This is a genomic window from Morganella sp. TYF_1, from assembly GCF_043105645.1.
Lineage (GTDB): Bacteria > Pseudomonadota > Gammaproteobacteria > Enterobacterales > Enterobacteriaceae > Morganella > Morganella morganii_B.
On record NZ_JBICLU010000027.1, the window covers coordinates 179,978 to 199,880 of the forward strand.

The 19,903-nt window shown below is 43.2% G+C and carries 15 protein-coding genes and 2 pseudogenes; 5 read left to right on the plus strand and 12 right to left on the minus strand.

Going from position 1 to position 19,903, the window contains the following annotated elements; all coding sequences use genetic code 11:
* Positions 1 to 30 precede the first annotated feature (30 nt).
* The 6 genes and pseudogenes from ACF8OF_RS19485 to ACF8OF_RS19510 all read right to left on the minus strand — a co-directional run bounded on the left by ACF8OF_RS19485 (position 31) and on the right by ACF8OF_RS19510 (position 3,665).
* Positions 31 to 1,107 (minus strand): helicase RepA family protein, encoded by a 1,077-nt coding sequence (locus ACF8OF_RS19485; protein ID WP_262862922.1) that lies wholly within the window; start codon positions 1,105 to 1,107, stop codon positions 31 to 33.
* A gap of 66 nt (positions 1,108 to 1,173) precedes the next feature.
* Positions 1,174 to 2,064: pseudogene (locus tag ACF8OF_RS19490) on the minus strand (primase-helicase zinc-binding domain-containing protein); the annotation flags it as partial.
* The gene (locus ACF8OF_RS19495) at positions 2,057 to 2,233 is read right to left on the minus strand and encodes a hypothetical protein (protein WP_234420384.1); all 177 of its coding nucleotides are present in this window, start codon (positions 2,231 to 2,233) and stop codon (positions 2,057 to 2,059) included. The gene ACF8OF_RS19495 and the pseudogene ACF8OF_RS19490, both read right to left, overlap by 8 nt.
* A 48-nt stretch (positions 2,234 to 2,281) precedes the next feature.
* Positions 2,282 to 2,587: pseudogene (locus ACF8OF_RS19500) on the minus strand (ash family protein); the annotation flags it as partial.
* A complete protein-coding gene (locus tag ACF8OF_RS19505; protein ID WP_392505298.1) occupies positions 2,584 to 2,787 on the minus strand; it encodes a helix-turn-helix transcriptional regulator in 204 nt (67 codons plus the stop codon). The gene ACF8OF_RS19505 and the pseudogene ACF8OF_RS19500, both read right to left, overlap by 4 nt.
* Positions 2,787 to 3,665, minus strand: a complete 879-nt coding sequence (locus ACF8OF_RS19510; protein ID WP_392496633.1) for an integrase domain-containing protein — start codon at positions 3,663 to 3,665, stop codon at positions 2,787 to 2,789. The genes ACF8OF_RS19505 and ACF8OF_RS19510 overlap by 1 nt, the downstream gene beginning before the upstream one ends.
* 844 nt (positions 3,666 to 4,509) lie before the next feature.
* Between ACF8OF_RS19510 and ACF8OF_RS19515 the strand changes: the two genes are divergently transcribed.
* Both ACF8OF_RS19515 and ACF8OF_RS19520 read left to right on the plus strand, forming a co-directional pair.
* A complete protein-coding gene (locus tag ACF8OF_RS19515; protein WP_166708723.1) occupies positions 4,510 to 4,797 on the plus strand; it encodes a helix-turn-helix transcriptional regulator in 288 nt (95 codons plus the stop codon).
* A gap of 2 nt (positions 4,798 to 4,799) precedes the next feature.
* On the plus strand, positions 4,800 to 6,134 hold the full coding sequence (locus ACF8OF_RS19520) for a type II toxin-antitoxin system HipA family toxin (protein ID WP_392496634.1): 1,335 nt from the start codon (positions 4,800 to 4,802) through the stop codon (positions 6,132 to 6,134).
* A 110-nt stretch (positions 6,135 to 6,244) separates the two neighbouring features.
* Here ACF8OF_RS19520 and drt3b read toward each other — a convergent pair whose 3' ends face one another.
* The 3 genes from drt3b to ACF8OF_RS19535 are packed head-to-tail and all read right to left on the minus strand — an operon-like array spanning position 6,245 to position 10,087.
* Positions 6,245 to 8,227: an antiviral reverse transcriptase Drt3b gene (gene drt3b, locus ACF8OF_RS19525; RefSeq protein ID WP_392496635.1), complete on the minus strand. Its 1,983-nt coding sequence runs from the start codon at positions 8,225 to 8,227 to the stop codon at positions 6,245 to 6,247.
* A gap of 2 nt (positions 8,228 to 8,229) precedes the next feature.
* The gene (gene drt3a, locus ACF8OF_RS19530) at positions 8,230 to 9,477 is read right to left on the minus strand and encodes an antiviral reverse transcriptase Drt3a (RefSeq protein ID WP_392496637.1); all 1,248 of its coding nucleotides are present in this window, start codon (positions 9,475 to 9,477) and stop codon (positions 8,230 to 8,232) included.
* 7 nt (positions 9,478 to 9,484) lie between these two features.
* Entirely contained in the window at positions 9,485 to 10,087 is a 603-nt protein-coding gene (locus tag ACF8OF_RS19535; protein ID WP_392496639.1) for an SLATT domain-containing protein, read from the minus strand.
* A gap of 1,291 nt (positions 10,088 to 11,378) precedes the next feature.
* Between ACF8OF_RS19535 and ACF8OF_RS19540 the strand changes: the two genes are divergently transcribed.
* Complete coding sequence (locus ACF8OF_RS19540) at positions 11,379 to 12,803, plus strand: DNA cytosine methyltransferase (RefSeq protein ID WP_392496667.1); 1,425 nt, start codon at positions 11,379 to 11,381, stop codon at positions 12,801 to 12,803.
* A 47-nt stretch (positions 12,804 to 12,850) separates the two neighbouring features.
* Here ACF8OF_RS19540 and ACF8OF_RS19545 read toward each other — a convergent pair whose 3' ends face one another.
* The 3 genes from ACF8OF_RS19545 to ACF8OF_RS19555 form a co-directional block, all read right to left on the minus strand.
* Positions 12,851 to 14,050: a type II restriction endonuclease gene (locus tag ACF8OF_RS19545; RefSeq protein ID WP_279798712.1), complete on the minus strand. Its 1,200-nt coding sequence runs from the start codon at positions 14,048 to 14,050 to the stop codon at positions 12,851 to 12,853.
* 818 nt (positions 14,051 to 14,868) lie between these two features.
* Positions 14,869 to 15,792, minus strand: coding sequence for an aminoimidazole riboside kinase (locus ACF8OF_RS19550; RefSeq protein WP_262861138.1), 924 nt, complete (start codon positions 15,790 to 15,792; stop codon positions 14,869 to 14,871).
* A 157-nt stretch (positions 15,793 to 15,949) separates the two neighbouring features.
* Positions 15,950 to 16,945 carry a LacI family DNA-binding transcriptional regulator gene (locus ACF8OF_RS19555; RefSeq protein ID WP_279798708.1) on the minus strand — a complete coding sequence of 332 codons (996 nt, stop codon included), beginning with the start codon at positions 16,943 to 16,945 and terminating at the stop codon, positions 15,950 to 15,952.
* A gap of 249 nt (positions 16,946 to 17,194) precedes the next feature.
* Between ACF8OF_RS19555 and ACF8OF_RS19560 the strand changes: the two genes are divergently transcribed.
* Both ACF8OF_RS19560 and ACF8OF_RS19565 read left to right on the plus strand, forming a co-directional pair.
* Positions 17,195 to 18,454 carry an MFS transporter gene (locus ACF8OF_RS19560; RefSeq protein ID WP_262861136.1) on the plus strand — a complete coding sequence of 420 codons (1,260 nt, stop codon included), beginning with the start codon at positions 17,195 to 17,197 and terminating at the stop codon, positions 18,452 to 18,454.
* Positions 18,451 to 19,884 carry a glycoside hydrolase family 32 protein gene (locus ACF8OF_RS19565; protein WP_392496669.1) on the plus strand — a complete coding sequence of 478 codons (1,434 nt, stop codon included), beginning with the start codon at positions 18,451 to 18,453 and terminating at the stop codon, positions 19,882 to 19,884. The genes ACF8OF_RS19560 and ACF8OF_RS19565 overlap by 4 nt, the downstream gene beginning before the upstream one ends.
* Positions 19,885 to 19,903: the final 19 nt, after the last annotated feature.

The window sequence follows — 19,903 nt, forward strand, 5'->3', positions numbered from 1 at the left end:
TCCGGACAGCTTCCCCCACTTTTCCCCCGTTTAGTCCCCCACTTTGGTCTGATGCGGCAGCGGGATAATCTCCTCGCCCCGGAATGCGATCAGATTGTCTTTTTCCAGCTTATCGAGCCAGCGGGAGAATTTTTTGGAGACATCAAAATTCATTGCTTTCATATCGTCACGCAGCACGGCACGGGTACAGCTTTCGCCTTTGGCTGTCCGTGAGCGGATAGCCTGCCACAGCGCAACATGGTTATCTGTCAGGCGCGGAACACCGGCAAGATCAGGGTCAGATGCCGGGCCGTCATCCCGTGCCTCCCGTCCTTCGTCGTTCAGTACCAGCGAGGTGATGTGATCACCATCCTCATCTACATATAAATCTACGGAATGCAGGTCATAAGCCTGGCGCGGTGGTTCTTCCGCATCCTTCATTTTGGTGCAACTGAGGATAATGGCCGGATCTTCGCCCTCACGGCGCACATGGAACTCCACATCCAGCGCGGCACGGAACGCACTGGAACCCCGCGCACCCTTATCCTGATCTTTGCCGGAGTGATGGATAACCAGCACGGTGGCTTGCGTGGCGGCTTTGATAAAATCACATCCCTGAATGAATGCCCCCATATCTTTCGCTGCATTCTCGTCCGATCCGCCGAAACAGCGGGCGAGGGTATCGAGGATAATCAGGCGCACCGGCATGCCCGTTGTGGTTTTCACATCATTGGCAGCTTGTATCACTTGTTGCACGCTGTCCGGGCTGGCAGGGAAGATCGGGCAATCCACGCGGTAGAGTGAATCTATCGGGCTGCCGCCGTTCAGCGTCTGTTCCCATGCACGGATACGGCGGGGAACGCCGATTCCGCCCTCACCGACAACATAAATCACCGCACCCTGTGTGACCGGCTTGCCCGCCCACGGTTTGCCGGTCGCGATATGGCATCCCCACGAAACCGCCAGAAATGATTTGTAAGAGCCGCTGGCACCGTAAGCGCTGGCAACGGAGGAACCGGGCAGATAGCCCTTGATGAGATAATCCTGGCGCGTATCAAAGCCGTCAGAGCCTTTACGCAGCGGAAGGGAGGTGCGGAACGGTGGCGCGTTGTAATCAATGCAGCTCACCGGGACGCGCTGCGGCTGGTAACGCTGTTTATAAAAGGCGGTTTTGGTGGCCTCAATGCCGTGCTGCCGGCGGAAATCATCCCAGTCACACTGCGAGGCCGCCGGCGGCAGTGAAACCCAGCCATTCACCGCCCGGGAGGCTTTCTCTGCCAGAGCTTTGCCGGTATTGGCCGTGCCGTCAGTGCGGATATCATGATCGCCCGCCAGAATAATAACGGCCTCCGGATGCTGATTGCGTAAGGCATTCGCAACATTAATGAGATTATTGGCTGAAACCGCAGCCACAATGGCCGCTGAGGTACTAATCAGGCTGAGCGTCAGACCGGTCGCATAACCCTCAGTGATAATGATGGTCTCCGGTACTTCCGGAAATTGTACGGTGATAAACGCCTCTTTAAGCTGAGAGCCGGGCAGCAGCCGCTTTTCACCGGCCGGGTTAATCAACTGAGCACCGGTAAGATCACCGGCGGTATTGTTCAGCGTGAGTAACAGGCTTCCTTCGCCGAAGGTGATATCACTGATTTGCAGGGTTTGCTGCGCGGTCAGGCAGGGCAACCGGACAGAGAGTCCTTTCTCCGTGAGATAAGGGCTTTCGCGCATTTCGCTGTGGCTGAGGATCTGGCTGATTCTCTCCTGCGGCACCCGGCGGTGACTGGTTTTTTCTCTGGCGGGCGGTGTTGACACTGCCAACACCTGGTTTTCTGTCAGTTGCGCCGCTTCGGACAAACTACATTGCTTTACCAGTGCGACCAGATCCAGCCCGTCACCGTGGCCGCACTGATTACAGAACCAGGTACCGCGACCGGCCTTATCATCAAACCGGAAGCGATCTTTCCCGCCACAGGCAGGACAGGGGCCGTGTCTGCCATCCGGTGGCAGGGGAATATCCAGCATGGCCATCACCGCCACCCAGTTATGACGGCATCGCGCCACTACATCAGTCACTGATTTATTCATCGCTGCTCACCTCCGTTGTCAGCAGGGTATTAAGTGTATTGATACGTTCCCACAGGACGTACATCAGCAGTTCTTCAGCATAGGGATGTTCAAGCCGGATAATGGCAAACGCGAGGGCACAGCACTGGTCAGAGAGTTCTTCAGGCGTGAGAGGGGTGTGATCATACATAAGGCACCCCCGCTGAAGTAAGAAAGAATCGCGGGTAAGATAAGGTAAGGGTAGTAGCCATAGGGCAGCCTCAATTGGACTTATATTGATGCTGCCACCTGAGACGCCAATCTCGTTGGTGGCAGCCCGAACGGGGTTGGCGTTACCGGGTCCAATTGATACCGGCCTTCCTTGCGGAAGCCCCGCCCGGACTACCATTGAATGCAGGCAGGTACGAGCTATCACCGGAAACATGCTGCTGATGTTTCCGGTGATCAATTGAAACTTCGGAACGCCAATTCCGGCTGCGGATTGTGCCGCAGCTCTGGTAGTATAACGTAAACAGCCTGTCAGAAAATAATAAAAAATAATCACTTGCGTGCGTCCTCACGTTTTTTTATGTGCGATGCAATCCATTCATTTATTTCACTTTCCACCCAGGCGATGGAGCGGCCGCCGATTCTGACCGGACGCGGGAATTTCCCGCGCTCCATCTGCACGTAAACCCATGACCGCTTAAAGCCGGTTTTCTTCATCACATCCTGAACCCGCAATAACGTGTAATCAGACATCATCAATCCTCTTTTTGTGTGTAAACGCGCTCGACATAACGGCCACGGCCATCACCATGACCTAAATCCATCGATGTCAGCGCTCTGGCTTCCGTGCGGGAATAGCCCTGAGACAGGTAATGCGCGATAGAATCCTGCGCCCGTGCATAACGCAGACTGTGCGGCGAGTAGCAGCCGGTCAGCCCGATACGTGCGGTATGCGTGCGCCAGTAATTCATCGCGGCCTTTAAATCCGGCTTATCGATCAGTCTGCCGTTGCGGCTTTCCGCAACCCGCAGCGCGTTTTCCACCGCCTGTTTCAGAGCGTCCCGGTCGATAATCTGTACTTCCCGCGGACGGCCGCCTTTTGTACCAAACACAACGGTGACGGTTGAGCGGAAAGTGTTTATCTGATTTTTCCATTTGTTTATTGACGCACCACACTGCACCGCTTCCTGTGATCGCAGACCTAACAGACGGGCAAGTTGCAGCGCACAGGCAAGGCCCTCATCACGCACCTGAGCCAGTTGCAGTGCGGCCTGAAAGCGATCATCCGGGATTGCCAGCTTTGTTCCGGCACGGCTCGCTCCGCTTAATCCGAGCGCTTTATTGGTCAGCCGTTCTGATTCAGCCAGCTTATCCCTGCCGCCTGTCCGGAGAACGCAGCGTAATGCGGCCATCTCATTCTGCAATGAGCGCAGGGTGATCCCGGACGACAGACGATCCGCAATAAACTGTTCGATATGCTTTGATTTCAGATGCCGGATATCTTTGATCTGGATATTCAGCGCGAGCAGATGACGGCTGAATCTCTCCATAATCCGGATACGGTCATGCACGGTTTTGAAACTGCCACCGGCCTGTTTCGCCAGCGTGGTCATTTCCTTGGTTAATTTACTCATACGGATTCCCTGTATTGCGGTTGACTGCGTGTCTCCGGCGCGTGGTTTGGTGTGCTGAACGATACCTGTGCGCCGGAGCGGGCAGAGGTTGAGGTATTACGGGGCATCGGTATTGCACTCTGTGCAGCCGCCTGCATAAGCAGGTTATCCCCACGGGCTGAGCAGCCCGTCCCCGGTATCGGTTCAGTGTGGTAGTGGTCTCCTTTTGGTGATTTATCAGACGCTGACAGTGGTGTCAGAGGCATGACGATGTGTGTAAGTGGTGTCTCACAAGGGCAGAGGGCGGTCTGTGCAGCGGCGTCACTTTCACTGCGTAAAAGTGACGCCTGAGACTCATTGCGCCTGTCAGACGTTTAACAGCGTTGTTTTTACGGCATAGTGCGGTCACCCGAAGGCGTCAGTTGCAGACCACAATGACATTGGCATGTGACCACCCGAAGGCGTTTCTTGCAGGTCACGGGAAACATTGGCTTTGGCTGCTGTCAGTGACAGCGGAGTTACGCATATCACCGTAGGGGGAATAACCGGCAGGTTCAAGCAGGTTTACGCATCCTGAAAATGGCCGTAAAAGGTCGCTCTGCTGTAAAGCCAGGAAATACCCGGAATTAGGTCGCTAATAATTAGCATCGGTAATTGTAATTTGGTTTTAAAAGATTTCAGGAGTAGATCGGGTGATTGAGATTTGGGGGAGGGGACGGGCGTCTGATTTTAATAGATGAGATATTTGACGAGTATACAGATATTTTTACAGCATATAGATTGTATTTTGCATTTACACCTTATAGAGTGTAATGTGTGAAAACAGCTTAAAGCCTGTACAGGCATCTGAAATGGTCAATATGCTATGAACACTGCTTATCCGCTTAAAACACTCAATCAGTTGCGTCCGTTGCTGGTCGGCTTTCGTAAGGCTAACGGAATGACGCAAAAAGACGTCTCAGAGAAACTAGGTGTTACGCAGCAGACCTATGCCCGCCTGGAAGCCAATCCGGCCAGTGCCAGTATTGAACGACTATTCAAAGTATTCACTGTGCTGGGTGTCGAAATAGTGCTTTCTGCCGGGCAATTCTCAGTTATTCAGGAATCTGCGGAAATACCGGATAACTCTCCGGCCAGACGGGAGAAATGGTAAATATGAGCCGGACACAACAACGTTTAGCAATATGGATGAACGGAATCCGTGTCGGATTCTGGGAAAAGATCAGAGGGGAAGACCGGCTGCACTATCTCCCGGAGTGGGTTGCTGATGAGCAAGGCAGACCGCTGTCTCTTTCATTGCCGTTCACGCCGGGTAATCAGGTCTGGCGCGGAAATGTTGTGCGTGATTACTTTGATAATTTATTACCGGATAGTGAGGATATCCGCAGGCGTCTGGCGATGCGCTACAGGGCGGAGAGCCTGGAACCTTTTGATCTGCTGGCCGAACTGGGAAGAGATTGTGTCGGGGCAATTCAATTGCTGCATCCGGATGATGAACCGGCAGACTTATTTTCTGTCAATTACCGGCCGCTTTCGGAAGCGGATATTGCAGTGATACTGCGTAATACCACAACGTCAATTCTCGGTCGTCATAACAATGATGAAGAGTTGCGCTTGTCTATCGCCGGTGCGCAGGAAAAAACGGCTTTACTGTGGAATGATGGACAATGGTGTTTACCGGAAGGTAATACGCCGACAACTCATATCTTCAAATTACCGCTTGGCTTAGTCGGTAATATGAAGGCAGATATGAGCACATCAGTTGAAAATGAATGGCTGTGTTCGCTGATCCTTGAACACTATGGTATTCCTGTCGCAAAAACACAGATTGCGCAGTTTGAAGACCAGAAAGTATTAATTGTCGATCGTTTTGACCGGCGCTGGTCAACTGACGGACAGTGGATTATCCGTTTGCCGCAGGAGGATATGTGTCAGGCACTGGGTGTTTCACCGCTGCGGAAATATCAGGCTGATGGTGGCCCGGGTATCACGGATATCATGGGAATACTGAGTCATTCCGAGCAGGCGGAGCAGGACAGAGAAACTTTTTTTAAAACACAGATTATTTTCTGGCTGATGGCCGCCACAGACGGACATGCCAAAAACTTCAGTATATCCATGCAACCGCAAAACCGTTACCGCCTGACGCCTTTGTATGATGTTCTATCTGCATGGCCGCTGATCGGTAATGGTAATAACCAGATTGCCTGGCAGAAATGCAAACTGGCAATGGCCGTCCGGGGAAGTAGTAACTATTACCTGATGAGCAAAATTCAGCGTCGCCATTGGATCAAGCACGGCGAGACGGTGGGATTTGAAAAACAACAAGTTGAAGCAATGCTGGATGAGATTATCGGCCGGACACCAGAAGTGATTGAGCGTGTGAGTGCGTTGTTGCCGGAGAGGTTTCCGGTTGGAGTTGCGGAGAGGGTTTTTGTAGGTATGATGGGGCAGAGTGAGTTGCCAATGGCAAAAGATAGGGCTGTATGAAATATATACAGATTTTTTTATCGTTAAATGCACGCAGAGTTGTTATTTCGTGTGTGAAAACAACTAATATAAATATTAGAGGTATTTTCTCTGCGTGCCGGTAGATGATATCAATTATCGTATGGCGCTTTCAACTCCTTTTTCATTAATAACCGCTCGATTGAGTCAGCTGTTGAACAATCCCAGTCTATGAACCAGTTTTGAGATTCTATAAATTCTATAGTTGAAGCGACTTCGGTACCACGTATAGTGTTTTTTAAAGCTATTTGTACAATATCTGTTTTCATTTTTCTTGTAATGTAAGGACATCTTATAGAATCAAAAAAAATATGTGCAAGTTCGGAGTCGTTATAAATACTCAAGTAATTATCACTTAGTTTGGTACAAATGTGATTAACTATTTTTGTTCTAGTAGATAAGTATTCTTTTTTGTTTTGTATATAAAACAAACACGTCATTAAACTAAAATAATTAGGGGAAACGTTGTCTCTGTCTAACCCTATTATTTTTTCTATGGTTTCTTGGTTTAGCTGATAATTAATATCTATATCTCGAATTGAAATAATTAAATTTAAACATTCGATATCTCTTATGTTGTTTTTTTGTATGGCAGTTCGTATTGATAAGTAAGCTTCATCGTATATCTTTTTTTTGATGAATTCAGAGCTTTGAACACCTAGGTTTTCTGATATTTTATTTATTAATATAATTATCTGTGATATTAAATAAGTACTTCGCACTCTAAAATCCATAGAGTGAATAAAAAATGATAATTCAATTATTATAATTAGGAAATTAGTTATTTTTTCAGATTGGATAGGGTCATCTTTATAGTCGTCAATATGCTCATGGATTTCGCATACCTTATTTCTAGCAAGTGTGAAATAATATCCTGTTATAGCTGAATATGATATTTTGTTTTTATATACGATGCATTTTATATCGGTTATTAATTGATTGGCTAATTGATGAAATCTATGCATAGGGGATTTTATTCCTTTTTTTATTTCATTGTCATCAACATATCCAAATTTTGAAAATAAGCTTTCTATTAATTTTCTATATTCTTGTTTTGCGATAGTTACACCCGTAATGAATGGGACTGTGTATTTCGTATTCTTTGATTCATTGATGTATAATTTGAATTTCTCTAGTTGACGTAATGTCTCTTTATACACATGATTTCCAATATCTTCATTATTATAAAAAAGGAAGTAATCATCTACGTACCGCTTAATTACATAATCAGTATTTTCCTTTATTTTTATTATTCCACCATCACTAGTAACATGATTTTCTAATGATTTTTTTATTTCAATATCTATTGACTGCAATAATATTTCAGAAAAAATACGTGAAAATTCAGGGCCTACAACGATTCCATGTGAATTTCCAAAATAGCAGTTTTCCATTATTTTTTGGAATAAATTCTCAAAGCTATGTAATCCTATAGAGTTATGGTAACTTTGTATCTCTCTAATTGACTTTGATAGATAAAATGTTGATATAGAAGAAAAACATTTTGCAATGTCAAATTTGAATAATTTGTCAAATTTTTTCTCTATTCGATGAAATTGATAAGAATCATAAAATTTGTAGAGAAAGCTAATTTCTTTATATTCAAAGAAAGTACTGGCGTACATTGGTTCATCATCGTCAATACCAACGCCTTCATCTTTAAATTTGTCTTCGTATCTTTTAAGTATACTATTGTTATTTTTTTGATATGTATAAGCTATTTTTGATGGGTGCCTAAGTGAATAGGTACTTCGTGAACATAAGTGAGATATTAATTGATTGTAATTTTTATATAGTTCAACTATCTGCAGTTGATTTTTTGGGTGAATTAAAAAAAGGTTTCTTGATGAGTCATTATCTTTTGCTATCCTATAAATTAATGGATTAGTTTCATTGTTCTCATTTTTTTTAGTAAAGAAATCATATATAAATTTATTTTTCTTCAGGTTATTTTTATTTTTTGAGAATTTATAAAAACCCTCGTTAGTTAAAATAAATGGTATTTCGTATGGTAAAACATCGGTGAGTAATACTCGACAGAAATCCTTTCTGTCTAGAGTTATTTTATCTTTCATCTTTATTTTCTCTTATGATTCTTATGTTTCCAACATTCTTTTATTTCTTTCATTTCTTTATCTGAAGATGGAATGAATTTTTTCTGTACAAAACCTTGCCTAAAGCATATGCGAGTCAATTCTATTTTTTCAGATAGAGGTATTTTATTCATAGTGCGACCAAAGAAATTATTTTTCCTGGAGAATATTGATTTTTTGATAAATGAATTAAATTGTTCAAATATAGCAGGATTATTAACTAGTCGATTGCTAAAGTAAATCCCGCCTTTTAATTGAGTTTCTTTTTGATTTGTTTTCCCTTTTGAAAATAAAGGATAGTTCCCAGAAAGTATATTTATTCTTTTTAGAAGTAATTCTTTTTTATCATTTATTCTCGATTTGTTATATACTCGGTCTAACAATGAATGTACAATCCGCGTTTTTATTTTTCTGACTTTATCATCAGCTAACTCAATATTTACAATCCTTTTTTTATTATACTCGGTATTTTTAATTATATATTTATAACCTAAATGATCAAATGTTTTATTTGATATGTTGGGTGTGTATGTATTAAAAATATCAGTTTTATACATTTTTTTATTGGTTTTTAATTCATACTTATCCAATATTTTTATTACTTCACAATATATTTCTGTTGAATTTTTTGTTGATAGTATAAATATGTCATCAACATAGCGAGAATAATAATAGACACCGGGTATGTTTTTTATTGCACTATCAACATTTTTCATGAAAATTTCTGATAGTATAGGGCTTATAGATAAGCCTCTAGGCAGGCCTTTTGCACCTAATAATTTTAAACTTCCAAGTATGTTAATCAACCTTGTAGATAAAAGCATATCTGTTTTAAGTTTGTCGATGAGATTGTCAAATGATATAGATTCATAAAAATGTTTAACATCGAGCTTTATCACCCCGTAACAGCTTGATGTTTCTAGTATTTTTGCAATTTGCTCGGAAATCTCATCTCTGTTATTCAACGATATTTTGTATAATCTATTTATATTGTATGATATTACTTTTAAAGCAAAATGTTCACTTGGATTATCGGTAAAATAAACATTTTTCCCTCTTATTTTAATTGATTTTATAAATTTAAAATTGAAATCTTTATCAGATAATATAGTTGATATAGGTGCTAAATTTAATTTATATTCATCTTTATTTCTGCCTAGGGAGAATTTTATTATCTCATGTCTACACGTTACTTTTAAAAGAGATTTAATCGAGAAATCTTGTCTGATCATAGTTATTTCACATAAGATTTTTTATAATTGAACAAATTATAATGAATGAAAGTAATGAGATTATATAGTACGGGATTAATGATATAGATTGTCTTACGTATTTTCTGTATAAATAAAGACATCCGTATTTTTTATTTACTTGGTGTTTTGCAATTAAAAAATCTATTTCATCATGGTTGATTGTATCATTTTGAATTATATGGTTATACTTTTTAAGTAATTTTTTATATTTATCTAGAGTTGAATTTTGATTGTATGTATTTAATTCAATTTCCCTAGATATTTTATTTATTCTTATTGCTGAATCATGAAGTCTCTTACTCTTTATATCTAGTTTAGCTGAGGATATTGTGATTGAAATAACTAATATAATAATGGATAAAGAAATGCTAATAAACCAGTTAGGAAATCCATTGAATAAATCTATAGGAGTGAGGTCGGTTGTTGTTCTTTCATATAAAGTAATTAATATTAAAGAAATAGACATAAATGATATAGAAAAAAGCGACCACCACGCTTGTCGTGTTAATCTTTTACTTTTATTAAAACGAGCATGGGCAACAATTTTTGTATCACGATGTAAGTTCTGTAACAGCTCTGTAATTGCCATGGTTTTTCCATGTAATAGAATGTTTTGTCTATTCTATCATAATAATATAGACAAAACATTCACATTAGAAATAATGGGGATGTTGATTTTTTGTATTGAATGGCATTCTTTAAATGGTTAATTAATCTATAAATAATATATTATTAACTAATATTTAGTGAAATGTGTTGCAGTGTTAAAATAACAATAATTTATGTACTTTATTTTTTGAAAATTTTAAATCCTATATAAATCAATGACATTAGTATTATTCAGTACAATGGTATGTTTATATAAACGTATGTATAGCTGTCCCAAAAGGTCATTTTCATGGTCACCTCTATCCACTAGATGTAAATTACCATAAATATCAATTTATTATAAATTTTTTCGATTCCGGCCTTCGGCATTCTTAAGTGAAATCAAGCTACCGCAAGGTGGCTTTTTTTGTGCCTGAAATTCACTGTCCGGCTGTTTTTCTCCGCATTTTTCATTTGTAAGTTACTGTAAAATAACATTTTAATTTTCTATTACTGGTTCGTGTAACACGTTCCCGTTACGCCGTCGCCGTCCGGGCGCTACCGGGTCAAAAAAAGTCAATTCTGTGGTCAATTCGCTTCGATTTACATTTTGACCCGGAAAAAGCGGTCAGTTTCAGGGCTGAAAAGGGCGCACATTAATAGATTCACTATCAATAAATAATGAAAATGCGTTCATGAAATAAATAACGGAATCGATATATCCCAGTAAAAAACATCACTTTTATTTTTTCAAATAAAAACAATGCATTAAATTTTATCTCATGTGTTGTATTAACCCGCCATTACACCGGTTTATTTATCCTGCACTGTTTTCGGTTGTCCACGCTGGTCTGCACCTCTCTGTCACCCGCACAATAAATGTTTGATTTCGCAAATAGACTTCTTTGTTGTCTCTGAAATACGTAAAAGCCACGATGCGATAAACCAATTCGACAAAGGAGTGATCCGGACTTATGGCATTAAGCGACATAGCAGCAAGGAACGCAAAACCCAGTAAAAAGATGTACAAACTGACCGATGAATATGGCCTGTATCTTCAGGTGAATCCGGCCGGTACAGTGTATCTACCACATCACTGTTCATGACGGCTGTCAGTGCCTCTTGGGGGATAAAGGCAATTTGCCGATTATGATAGATGAAATATCTGGTGGGATAGATATGGACGACTAATTAGCTTAATTATTAATCACTGGTTAAATAACCAGATAATTTTATTTTTTCTGGGTCGAATGAGTGATAAAGTATCACCAATAAGACCCATTGGAGGTGCTATGTCAGAATTTGAATTACTCGCTCAGGATCTTCTCCAAAAATCCGGAGAAGAAGAAAAGCGCCAGCAGAAAAAAGATACAAAACTCATTACTAAAGTTCTGGAGATTTATGATCAGAAGTATGTTGCTGAGTTGCTAAGAAAAGTTGGTCAAAATGAGTGGAGCAGAGAAACCCTCAATCGTTGGATCAACGGAAAGTGTGCTCCAAAATTATTAACTTCTGCGGAAGAAATTTTGCTTAAAAAGATGCTTCCGGAACCACCGGAACACCATCCAAATTATACTTTCCGGTTTATCGATTTATTTGCCGGTATTGGTGGTATTCGTAAAGGATTTGAGTCGATTGGTGGCCAATGTGTATTTACCAGCGAATGGAATGAATACGCTGTACGTACTTATAAGGCTAACTGGTTTAATGATGAACTGGAGCATAAGTTTAACCTCGATATTCGCAAAATTACACTGAGTGATGATACTTCAGTATCTGACGTTGAAGCTTATAAGCATATAGATAAAGAAATTCCTGACCACGATGTGTTGTTGGCAGGCTTTCCTTGCCAGCCTTTTAGTCTGGCAGGCGTCAGTAAAAAAAATTCCATGGGACGTGCTCATGGTTTTGAATGTGAAGTTCAGGGGACATTATTCTTTGATGTTGCCAGGATTATTAAATCAAAGAAACCAAGTATTTTTGTATTAGAGAACGTCAAGAATCTAAAAAGCCATGATAAAGGAAAAACCTTCAAAATCATCATGGATACACTCGATGAATTAGGCTATGAAGTAGCGGATGCCGGGGTTTCCGGTTCGGCGGATCCTAAAATTATTGATGGTAAGCATTTCCTTCCTCAACACAGGGAACGAATTGTATTAGTTGGATTCCGGCGTGATCTGAAGCTTCATGAAGGATTTACGCTGAGGGATATCAGTCGCTTTTATCCTGAAAATAGACCAACATTTGGTGAGTTACTTGAACAGGCCGTTGATAGTAAATATATTTTAACACCCAAGCTATGGGAATATCTTTATAATTACGCCAAAAAGCATGCAGCTAAAGGTAATGGTTTCGGTTTTGGGCTTGTTGATCCTAATAATGCCACCAGTATTGCCCGTACTTTATCAGCCCGCTATCACAAAGACGGCTCAGAAATATTAATTGATAGAGGTTGGGATAAAACTAAGGGAGAGGTTGATTTTAGCGATGAGGAAAATCAAACGAATAGACCAAGACGATTAACGCCACGAGAATGTGCACGGTTAATGGGATTTGAAAAAGTAGGTGAAAAACCGTTCAGAATACCTGTTTCTGATACCCAATCCTATCGTCAGTTCGGTAACTCGGTTATTGTTCCGGTATTCGAAGCGGTTGCTAAATTACTTGAACCCTATATTCTTAAGTCAGTTTCAATCAGATCTAAAAATAACTAACTATAATCTCCGGTTTAATATACCGGAGATTGTTTTATAATATGCTGCTAATTAGTATAAATCTCCGTGAGTTTGGCAATAAAGTCACCTAAAGACATTAATTCTGAACGAATCGCATCGGGGTACTTTTTATGTAAAGCAGAAGGAACGACCAAGGTTATACCCGCTTGTTTCATCTCTCTGAACTGTGCTGGTGATACTCCTTCCTGGAGAGTGAAAAGGTGAATGCTTTTTATTCTGTCTGCTTCATTTAAAACTTGCCGCCATCGATCTTTGCATGTTGTTTTTACTGCAAGCATATGGAGATTATTGTCGGGAAATGTTACATCGTGATACGCATCGGCAGAAGGAAATATAAAATCAGGTTTTTTATTGCCTTCAGTTATACATTGAGTTGCAAAATGAGTTAAACCGTACTCAAGGAAAAGTTGTTCAAGATGGAGCTCCAGCGACCGGCCAGCTCTTGACTTTCGTCTGTTACTGACTGAATTAGCCATTGCTATAAATTCATCAACAGAACCGAATCCCTTACGGATTATGTCGAGTACATGCATTTCTTCAACCAAGAGAAAAATATCATATTCTATACGCCTCCGATCAAGTAATTGTTCATCGGGATCTGAACAATGAGCTGAAAAATATCCGGCGGCGTATTGTATTATTTCAGTTCCTGACGGGAATTCAGTTTTCCATGCGCCCGGAATTTTATAATTTTTCTTTGTTACTTTGGGTTGAAGAGCTAATCCTCCAAGTATTTCTTTACCGGGACCGAATAACAGTGTGCCGGGAATAATTTCACCGAGGGTAGCTTCGATAATATCCTCTTCATCCGGGGTGTTGCAAACCCATACATCTACACTATTGCTGTCATTACCGGGCGTGTGCTTAAAAGCCAGAATTGCCAGTGCCCCCGTATTTTCCGGGTCCTGAAGCGGACTTTTTGGCCCCCAACGCGTAATACGTTTTTCATTCCTTGTTTTACCAAAAAAACGATTATTGTAATAAATTGCACGGGCTTCAGTATCCGCACACGAATGTGAAAAATAACAGGCACGAAGCAAGACGGAAGGATTTTGTTCTCTGGTATGATTGATGGAAGGAAAAAGCTCAGTAACAATACCTGAAGGGATATAAAGCCCTACCTGATGCCCTCCGGTAGCCCCGGTATCGTTAGCGGATAGACGTTTGATGTATAGAAAATAGTTATCGGTTGATTTATTTGCCAGCCAATCTTGAAATTCAGACACAAGCGTCCCCTCTATGATTTGATCGTAGATATTATTATTTCATAAATCAATTTTAGAAACACTATTATTAACGGTTTGAATAAGATATCAAGCATGCATATTGTATACGTTTGATATTATATTTAAATAATTAATTCAGCCAAAAATAGTTTTTGAATCTAAACTAAAAATTAATGTACTCCCTTCTTTTGCCTGGCTCATGACATCATTAATTTGAAAGTAAAGTCGATATTCTGTACGGGTAGGATGTTCTTTTCGTGCATCATACTAAGTAACGTTTGACTGGGTATAACCATCTTTTCCTCGTATAGAGAAATTAACTAAGAATGATTTTTTGTCATTACCTAATATATCTCTCAGTTGAGCAACACCATTGAGTTCATGTTGATTAGAGTGTCAGGGGCAGCTTCTGCCGCAGAAAGTGATTTTGTCCACTTCCCCTTATCTGAAACAGCCTGATTAGCGTTTTCCGGTTGCTGCCGGTAAAGCTCAGGCGGCAGGTTATTCAGGCTTTCATGTGTCCGGTTCCGGGCAATGAGAAACCGATAAACCTGCCTGAGTTAATTCCTGAGTGCAGGTTTTTTTTCGGTCATTACCGGCCCTTTTTTGCGCAAACTGATAAAAGCCAATTCGATGATTAACCCCGTCATGACGAACCCGGGTTTCGGGACGGGATGCAATATAGGGACTGTTTTTGTGTGAAATATTTATCACTGCGGAAAAAACAGTCCCGGCGGTTATTGGCGACAAGCTCAAGAGGAACGTTCATCCGGCTCTGTTATACAAAACCCGGTAAAAGAATGACAAACGAATTTTATTTACAGGCTATTCAGCAACTCCCGCCGGTAAGGTAATGCAGTCATAGCCCCTTTCGCTGTTGTTGCCAGGGCACCGCAGACCTGAGCCTGCCTGATTACCGTACTTAGCACCTGCTCATCCTCCACGGGTCCGTATATTGCAAGACCAGCCAATAAACCGGCCACAAATGCATCACCGGCTCCGGTGGTATCAACGGTAACAACAGGTGTTGCCGCGAAATGCTGTGTTTTTCCGTCCCAATAGACCATGACGCCCTGTTTTCCCAGCGTTACCAGTAATAGCTCAGGAGAATACTTCGCCGCCAGCAGGTCAATTCCCCGCTGAATATTCGTTTCACCGCTGATAAAAAAGAGTTCTTCCTCTGATAACTTAACAACAGATGCAAACGTCAGTGCTTTATGCAGACAATCCCGCAGTAATGTTTCATCCTGCCATAAATCGGTACGGATATTAGGATCAAAGCTGACACGTCCCCCCGCCTCACATATCTGAGCCATCGCCTGAAATGCAGTACTCCGGGATGGTTCGGCACTTAGTGCAATAGAGCAGACATGAAGCCATTCATTTTCATGAAATACCGGTAAATCTTCCTGCTCCAGAAAAAGATCAGCCGAAGGACGAACCATAAACGTGAATGTCCGCTCACCATTTTCATCAAGTTCCACCACAACAACGGATGTTCGGTGGCGGGGATCACAGAGCATATACCCGGTATCCACTTTTTCGTTTGTCAGCGTCCGGTACATAAAGCGACCAAACGGGTCATCTCCCACCCGGCCGATAAAACCACTTTTTCCGTCAAGACGTGCAATACCGGCCGCCACATTGGCCGGGGCGCCTCCCGGAAGCTGCAACAGATAACCCGGTTTATCCGTTAATAAATCAACAACGGCATCACCTAAAACCCATACTTTTGATGTCATAATTAACTCCGCTGACAATTTTACATTAAGCTAAAACGATTAAGCTACCGTGCCAAAAGATACCGCCCGATAAATACGGAAAACAGTAACATTATTCAGGGAGAATCTTACGGCACAAACTATGCGGAATACCGGCGCATTTTCCGGTTCCGGTCATTCACACTGAGGCCCGGCTCAGCCACGGTGAAGAAATACAAACGGTATCTCGGTGTGTTTCACCGTTAATAATATGCAGTGCACTCTGCCGCCCTATTTCATAATGCGGCAATTGCACAGTTGACAGTGGCGGAATAAATAGCCCTCCGATCCCGACCATATTGTCATAACCGATCACGGCAACATCAGCAGGGATATTCAGTCCGCAGGCCAGTAAAATCTGATATACAATAAACGCGATTCTGTCATTTCCGCAGATAACAGAATCAAATTCCGGTTTACCGTGACGGATATACCTGCGCACCACATCCGGAATATCGGCATAATGTTCATCAGATAAATAATGATGCAGTAAGTTTCCGGTATCCTCACCATAATCCCGGAAGGCGCGCGTCAGACCTCTTATACGGCGGGCTGTCGCCGGATGTTCAGCCGGCAGGTACAGGCACAGGGGCCGGCGGCGGCCTGCCTTCAGCAATGCACTTACCGCATCATACTGTCCGTTTTCATCATCCGGTATGTAAGACGCTGTCGATGTGTTAACACTTTCACAATTCGCCAGCACCAGAGGAACTTTCAGCATCCGCCCTGAAATTTCGACCTGCCGCAGGCCCATTGTGGTAAAAATTATTCCGTCCGGACGATGCGAGAGCAAAAGATCCGCAATGGATTCCGGATTATCCCCTGCCAGCATATTGACGATATAGCTGTTCCAGCCGTATGAGCGGGCCGTTTCCTCCACAGATAAAATAATATCAACACAGAATGGTGATGTTGCGGTATCCAGTGCTAACACACCTATCGTCCGCGGCCCCTGTCCTGAACGGCTGCTGCGTATCATCCGCGCCGACAGATCCGGCGTGTAGCCGGTTTTACGGATGGCATCCTGAACACGAGCCAACGTTTCTTTTTTTAGTTTATCCGGCTTGTTGATCGCCCTTGATACGGTCATCATGGAAACTTCAGCCAGCTTCGCCACATCCTTCAGAAATACCATCCTTTCCCCCCGATTACTCTGGCTGCTTCCTTCATCCCGGAAATAACGGTCACCCGACGACCGGAGAGAGTATAGCAACCAATAATATAATTATTTATTCAGCCTATCAGAGTAACGTGACGTGAGTCACAAAACCTTAGTGTTAACATTAACATTAGTGATTAACATCCGGTTATCACCTTATTCGGGTTTTCGTAAAACAGCATTGACATTAAGAATATAACCAATCCAACGAAAGAGAATCTGCCCATGAGTAATAAAATACGTATTAATCGCTATGCTTACATGACTCTGAGCGGCCTGTTATTCACATTCTTCTGGACATGGTCATCTGTGTTTTCTTTGGTGTCGCTCTGGCTCAGCCAAAAAGTCGGCCTGAAGGGAACCGATACCGGTATTATTTTTTCTGTTATCAGTCTGACGGCATTTTGTGCTCAGCCGCTGTACGGATTCATTCAGGATAAGCTCGGTTTACGTAAAAATTTACTGTTGTTTATCGGCTTGCTGCTGCTTATCAGCGGTCCGTGGTTTATTTTTGTCTGTACCCCGCTGTTACGGTGGAATATTGTTGCCGGTGCTATCAGTCTGGGCGTTTACGTCGGGGCAACTTTTTTTGCAGGCATAGGGGCTCTGGAGTCTTACACTGAACGGGTCAGCCGCATTGCCGGATTTGAATACGGTCGTGCCCGCATGTGGGGTTCTCTTGGCTGGGCTGGTGCCACATTTTTAGCGGGGATATTATTTAATATCGACCCTAATCTGAACTTTGCAATGGGCTCTGTTTCCGCAGTGCTGTTTCTGATTTTATTATGGACACTGCGGGACGTACGGCCTCACGCAATGAATGAACTTGAATTCGGAAAAAGCAATGCACTGACATATTCGGATGCCTTTGCTCTGCTTCGTATGCGTTCATTCTGGTCACTGGTTATATTTGTCTGCGGGGTCAGTGTCTATAATGTGTATGATCAACAGTTTCCGGTATATTTCGCGTCCATGTTCACCGATGTGAATGAAGGAAATGAAATGTTCGGATACCTGAATTCCCTTCAGGTTTTTCTGGAAGCAGGCGGAATGTTCCTCGCGCCTTTTCTGGTAAACCGCGTCGGAGCCAAAAACGGCCTGCTTATCAGCGGATTTGTGATGGCGTTACGCATTTTCGGATCAGGGCTTGCGGCGGATGCTGTCACTATTTCACTGATGAAATTACTGCATGCCGTAGAGCTTCCTATCCTTTTGATTTCATTATTTAAATATATCACGACTGTATTTGATAAACGCTTGTCAGCAACGATTTATCTGGTCGGATTCCAGTTTATTTCCTCACTATGTGCGGCGATTCTGTCGCCGCTGGCAGGGTACGGTTACGACACTCTGGGCTTCGCTGATACCTATATGATCCTCGCCTCCATCGTTCTGATCATGACGGTGGTATCAGGACTGCTGCTTACGCAAACCGGCACACCCGGAACCCGCCACATCACCATTGAAAAACGGACGGTAATATAATGAAACAACAACTTCTGGACGCGCAATCAGCACTTGAACAGCTCCGCTCCCGGCGTGGTGATGAATTCTATCCTGACTTTCATCTTGCCCCGCCGGCCGGATGGATGAATGATCCGAACGGGCTTATCTATTTTAACGGATATTATCACGCCTTTTATCAGCATCACCCGGTAAATGCGGACTGGGGGCCAATGCACTGGGGGCATGCGACCAGCAAAGATATGATCCGATGGCACCACGAGCTGATAGCGCTGGCTCCCGGGGAAGAATATGACCGTGACGGCTGTTTTTCCGGTTGTGCGGTTGATGATAACGGCGTGTTATCGCTCATTTATACCGGACATGTCTGGCTTGGTGATGAAGGTGATGACAGTGCTATCCGCGAGGTTCAGTGTCTGGCGACAACCACAGACGGGATACATTTCCGGAAACAGGGCGTTGTACTGACTCCGCCTGACGGCATCATGCATTTCCGCGATCCGAAAGTCTGGCGTGAAGATAATGTATGGTGGATGGTTCTGGGAGCCCGCGATGCCTCAGATACAGGACAGGTATTACTGTATCGCGGAACGTCACTGAGAGACTGGCAATTCGATCGTGTTCTGGCTCATGCGGATTATGGCGACAGTTATATGTGGGAATGTCCTGATTTTTTCCGCTGCGGTAAACACCACTATCTGATGTTTTCCCCGCAAGGTATGCAGCCTGACGGTTATCAGTACCGTAATCGTTTCCAGAGCGGTACTCTCCGGGGACACTGGCAGCCCGGCACTGTATTTGCGCAAACACAAAAGTTTCAGGAACTGGATCACGGGCATGACTTCTATGCCCCGCAATCTTTTACCGCGCAGGACGGACGCCGTATCATCATGGCATGGATGGATATGTGGGAATCACCCATGCCGTCAAAACAGGAAGGCTGGGCCGGATGTATGACACTGCCGCGGGAATTATTCGAACGGGATGGTCGGTTATGTCAGCGTCCTGTCCGTGAAACAGCGTTATTGCACCGGGAAAGCACCCCGGTAACCGGCGGTATACTACATGGCAAAAAGGTATTAGCTGAAAATAGTGGTGCAACAGAACTGGAAATAACCTGGAATACCGCAGAAAGTCATGCCGAACGTTATGGTATACGGCTGGGCCATGCCATGGAATTATATGCCGATAATCAGCAAAAACGCCTGATACTGTGGAGATATAACCCCGGAGATAATTCAAACAGTTACCGCAGTATTGCATTACCGGCAGGAGAGCAACTGACACTCCGTATATTTATTGATCGTTCCTCTGCGGAAGTCTTTGTTAATGACGGGGATGCAACACTGTCCAGCCGGATTTACCCGAAACCGGGCACCCGTGAACTCGCCTTATTTGCTGACGGGGGAAGTGCTGTAATATCCGCAGGCATTCTGCGGAAACTGAGATAATCTGAAAAATGCAGCCGGT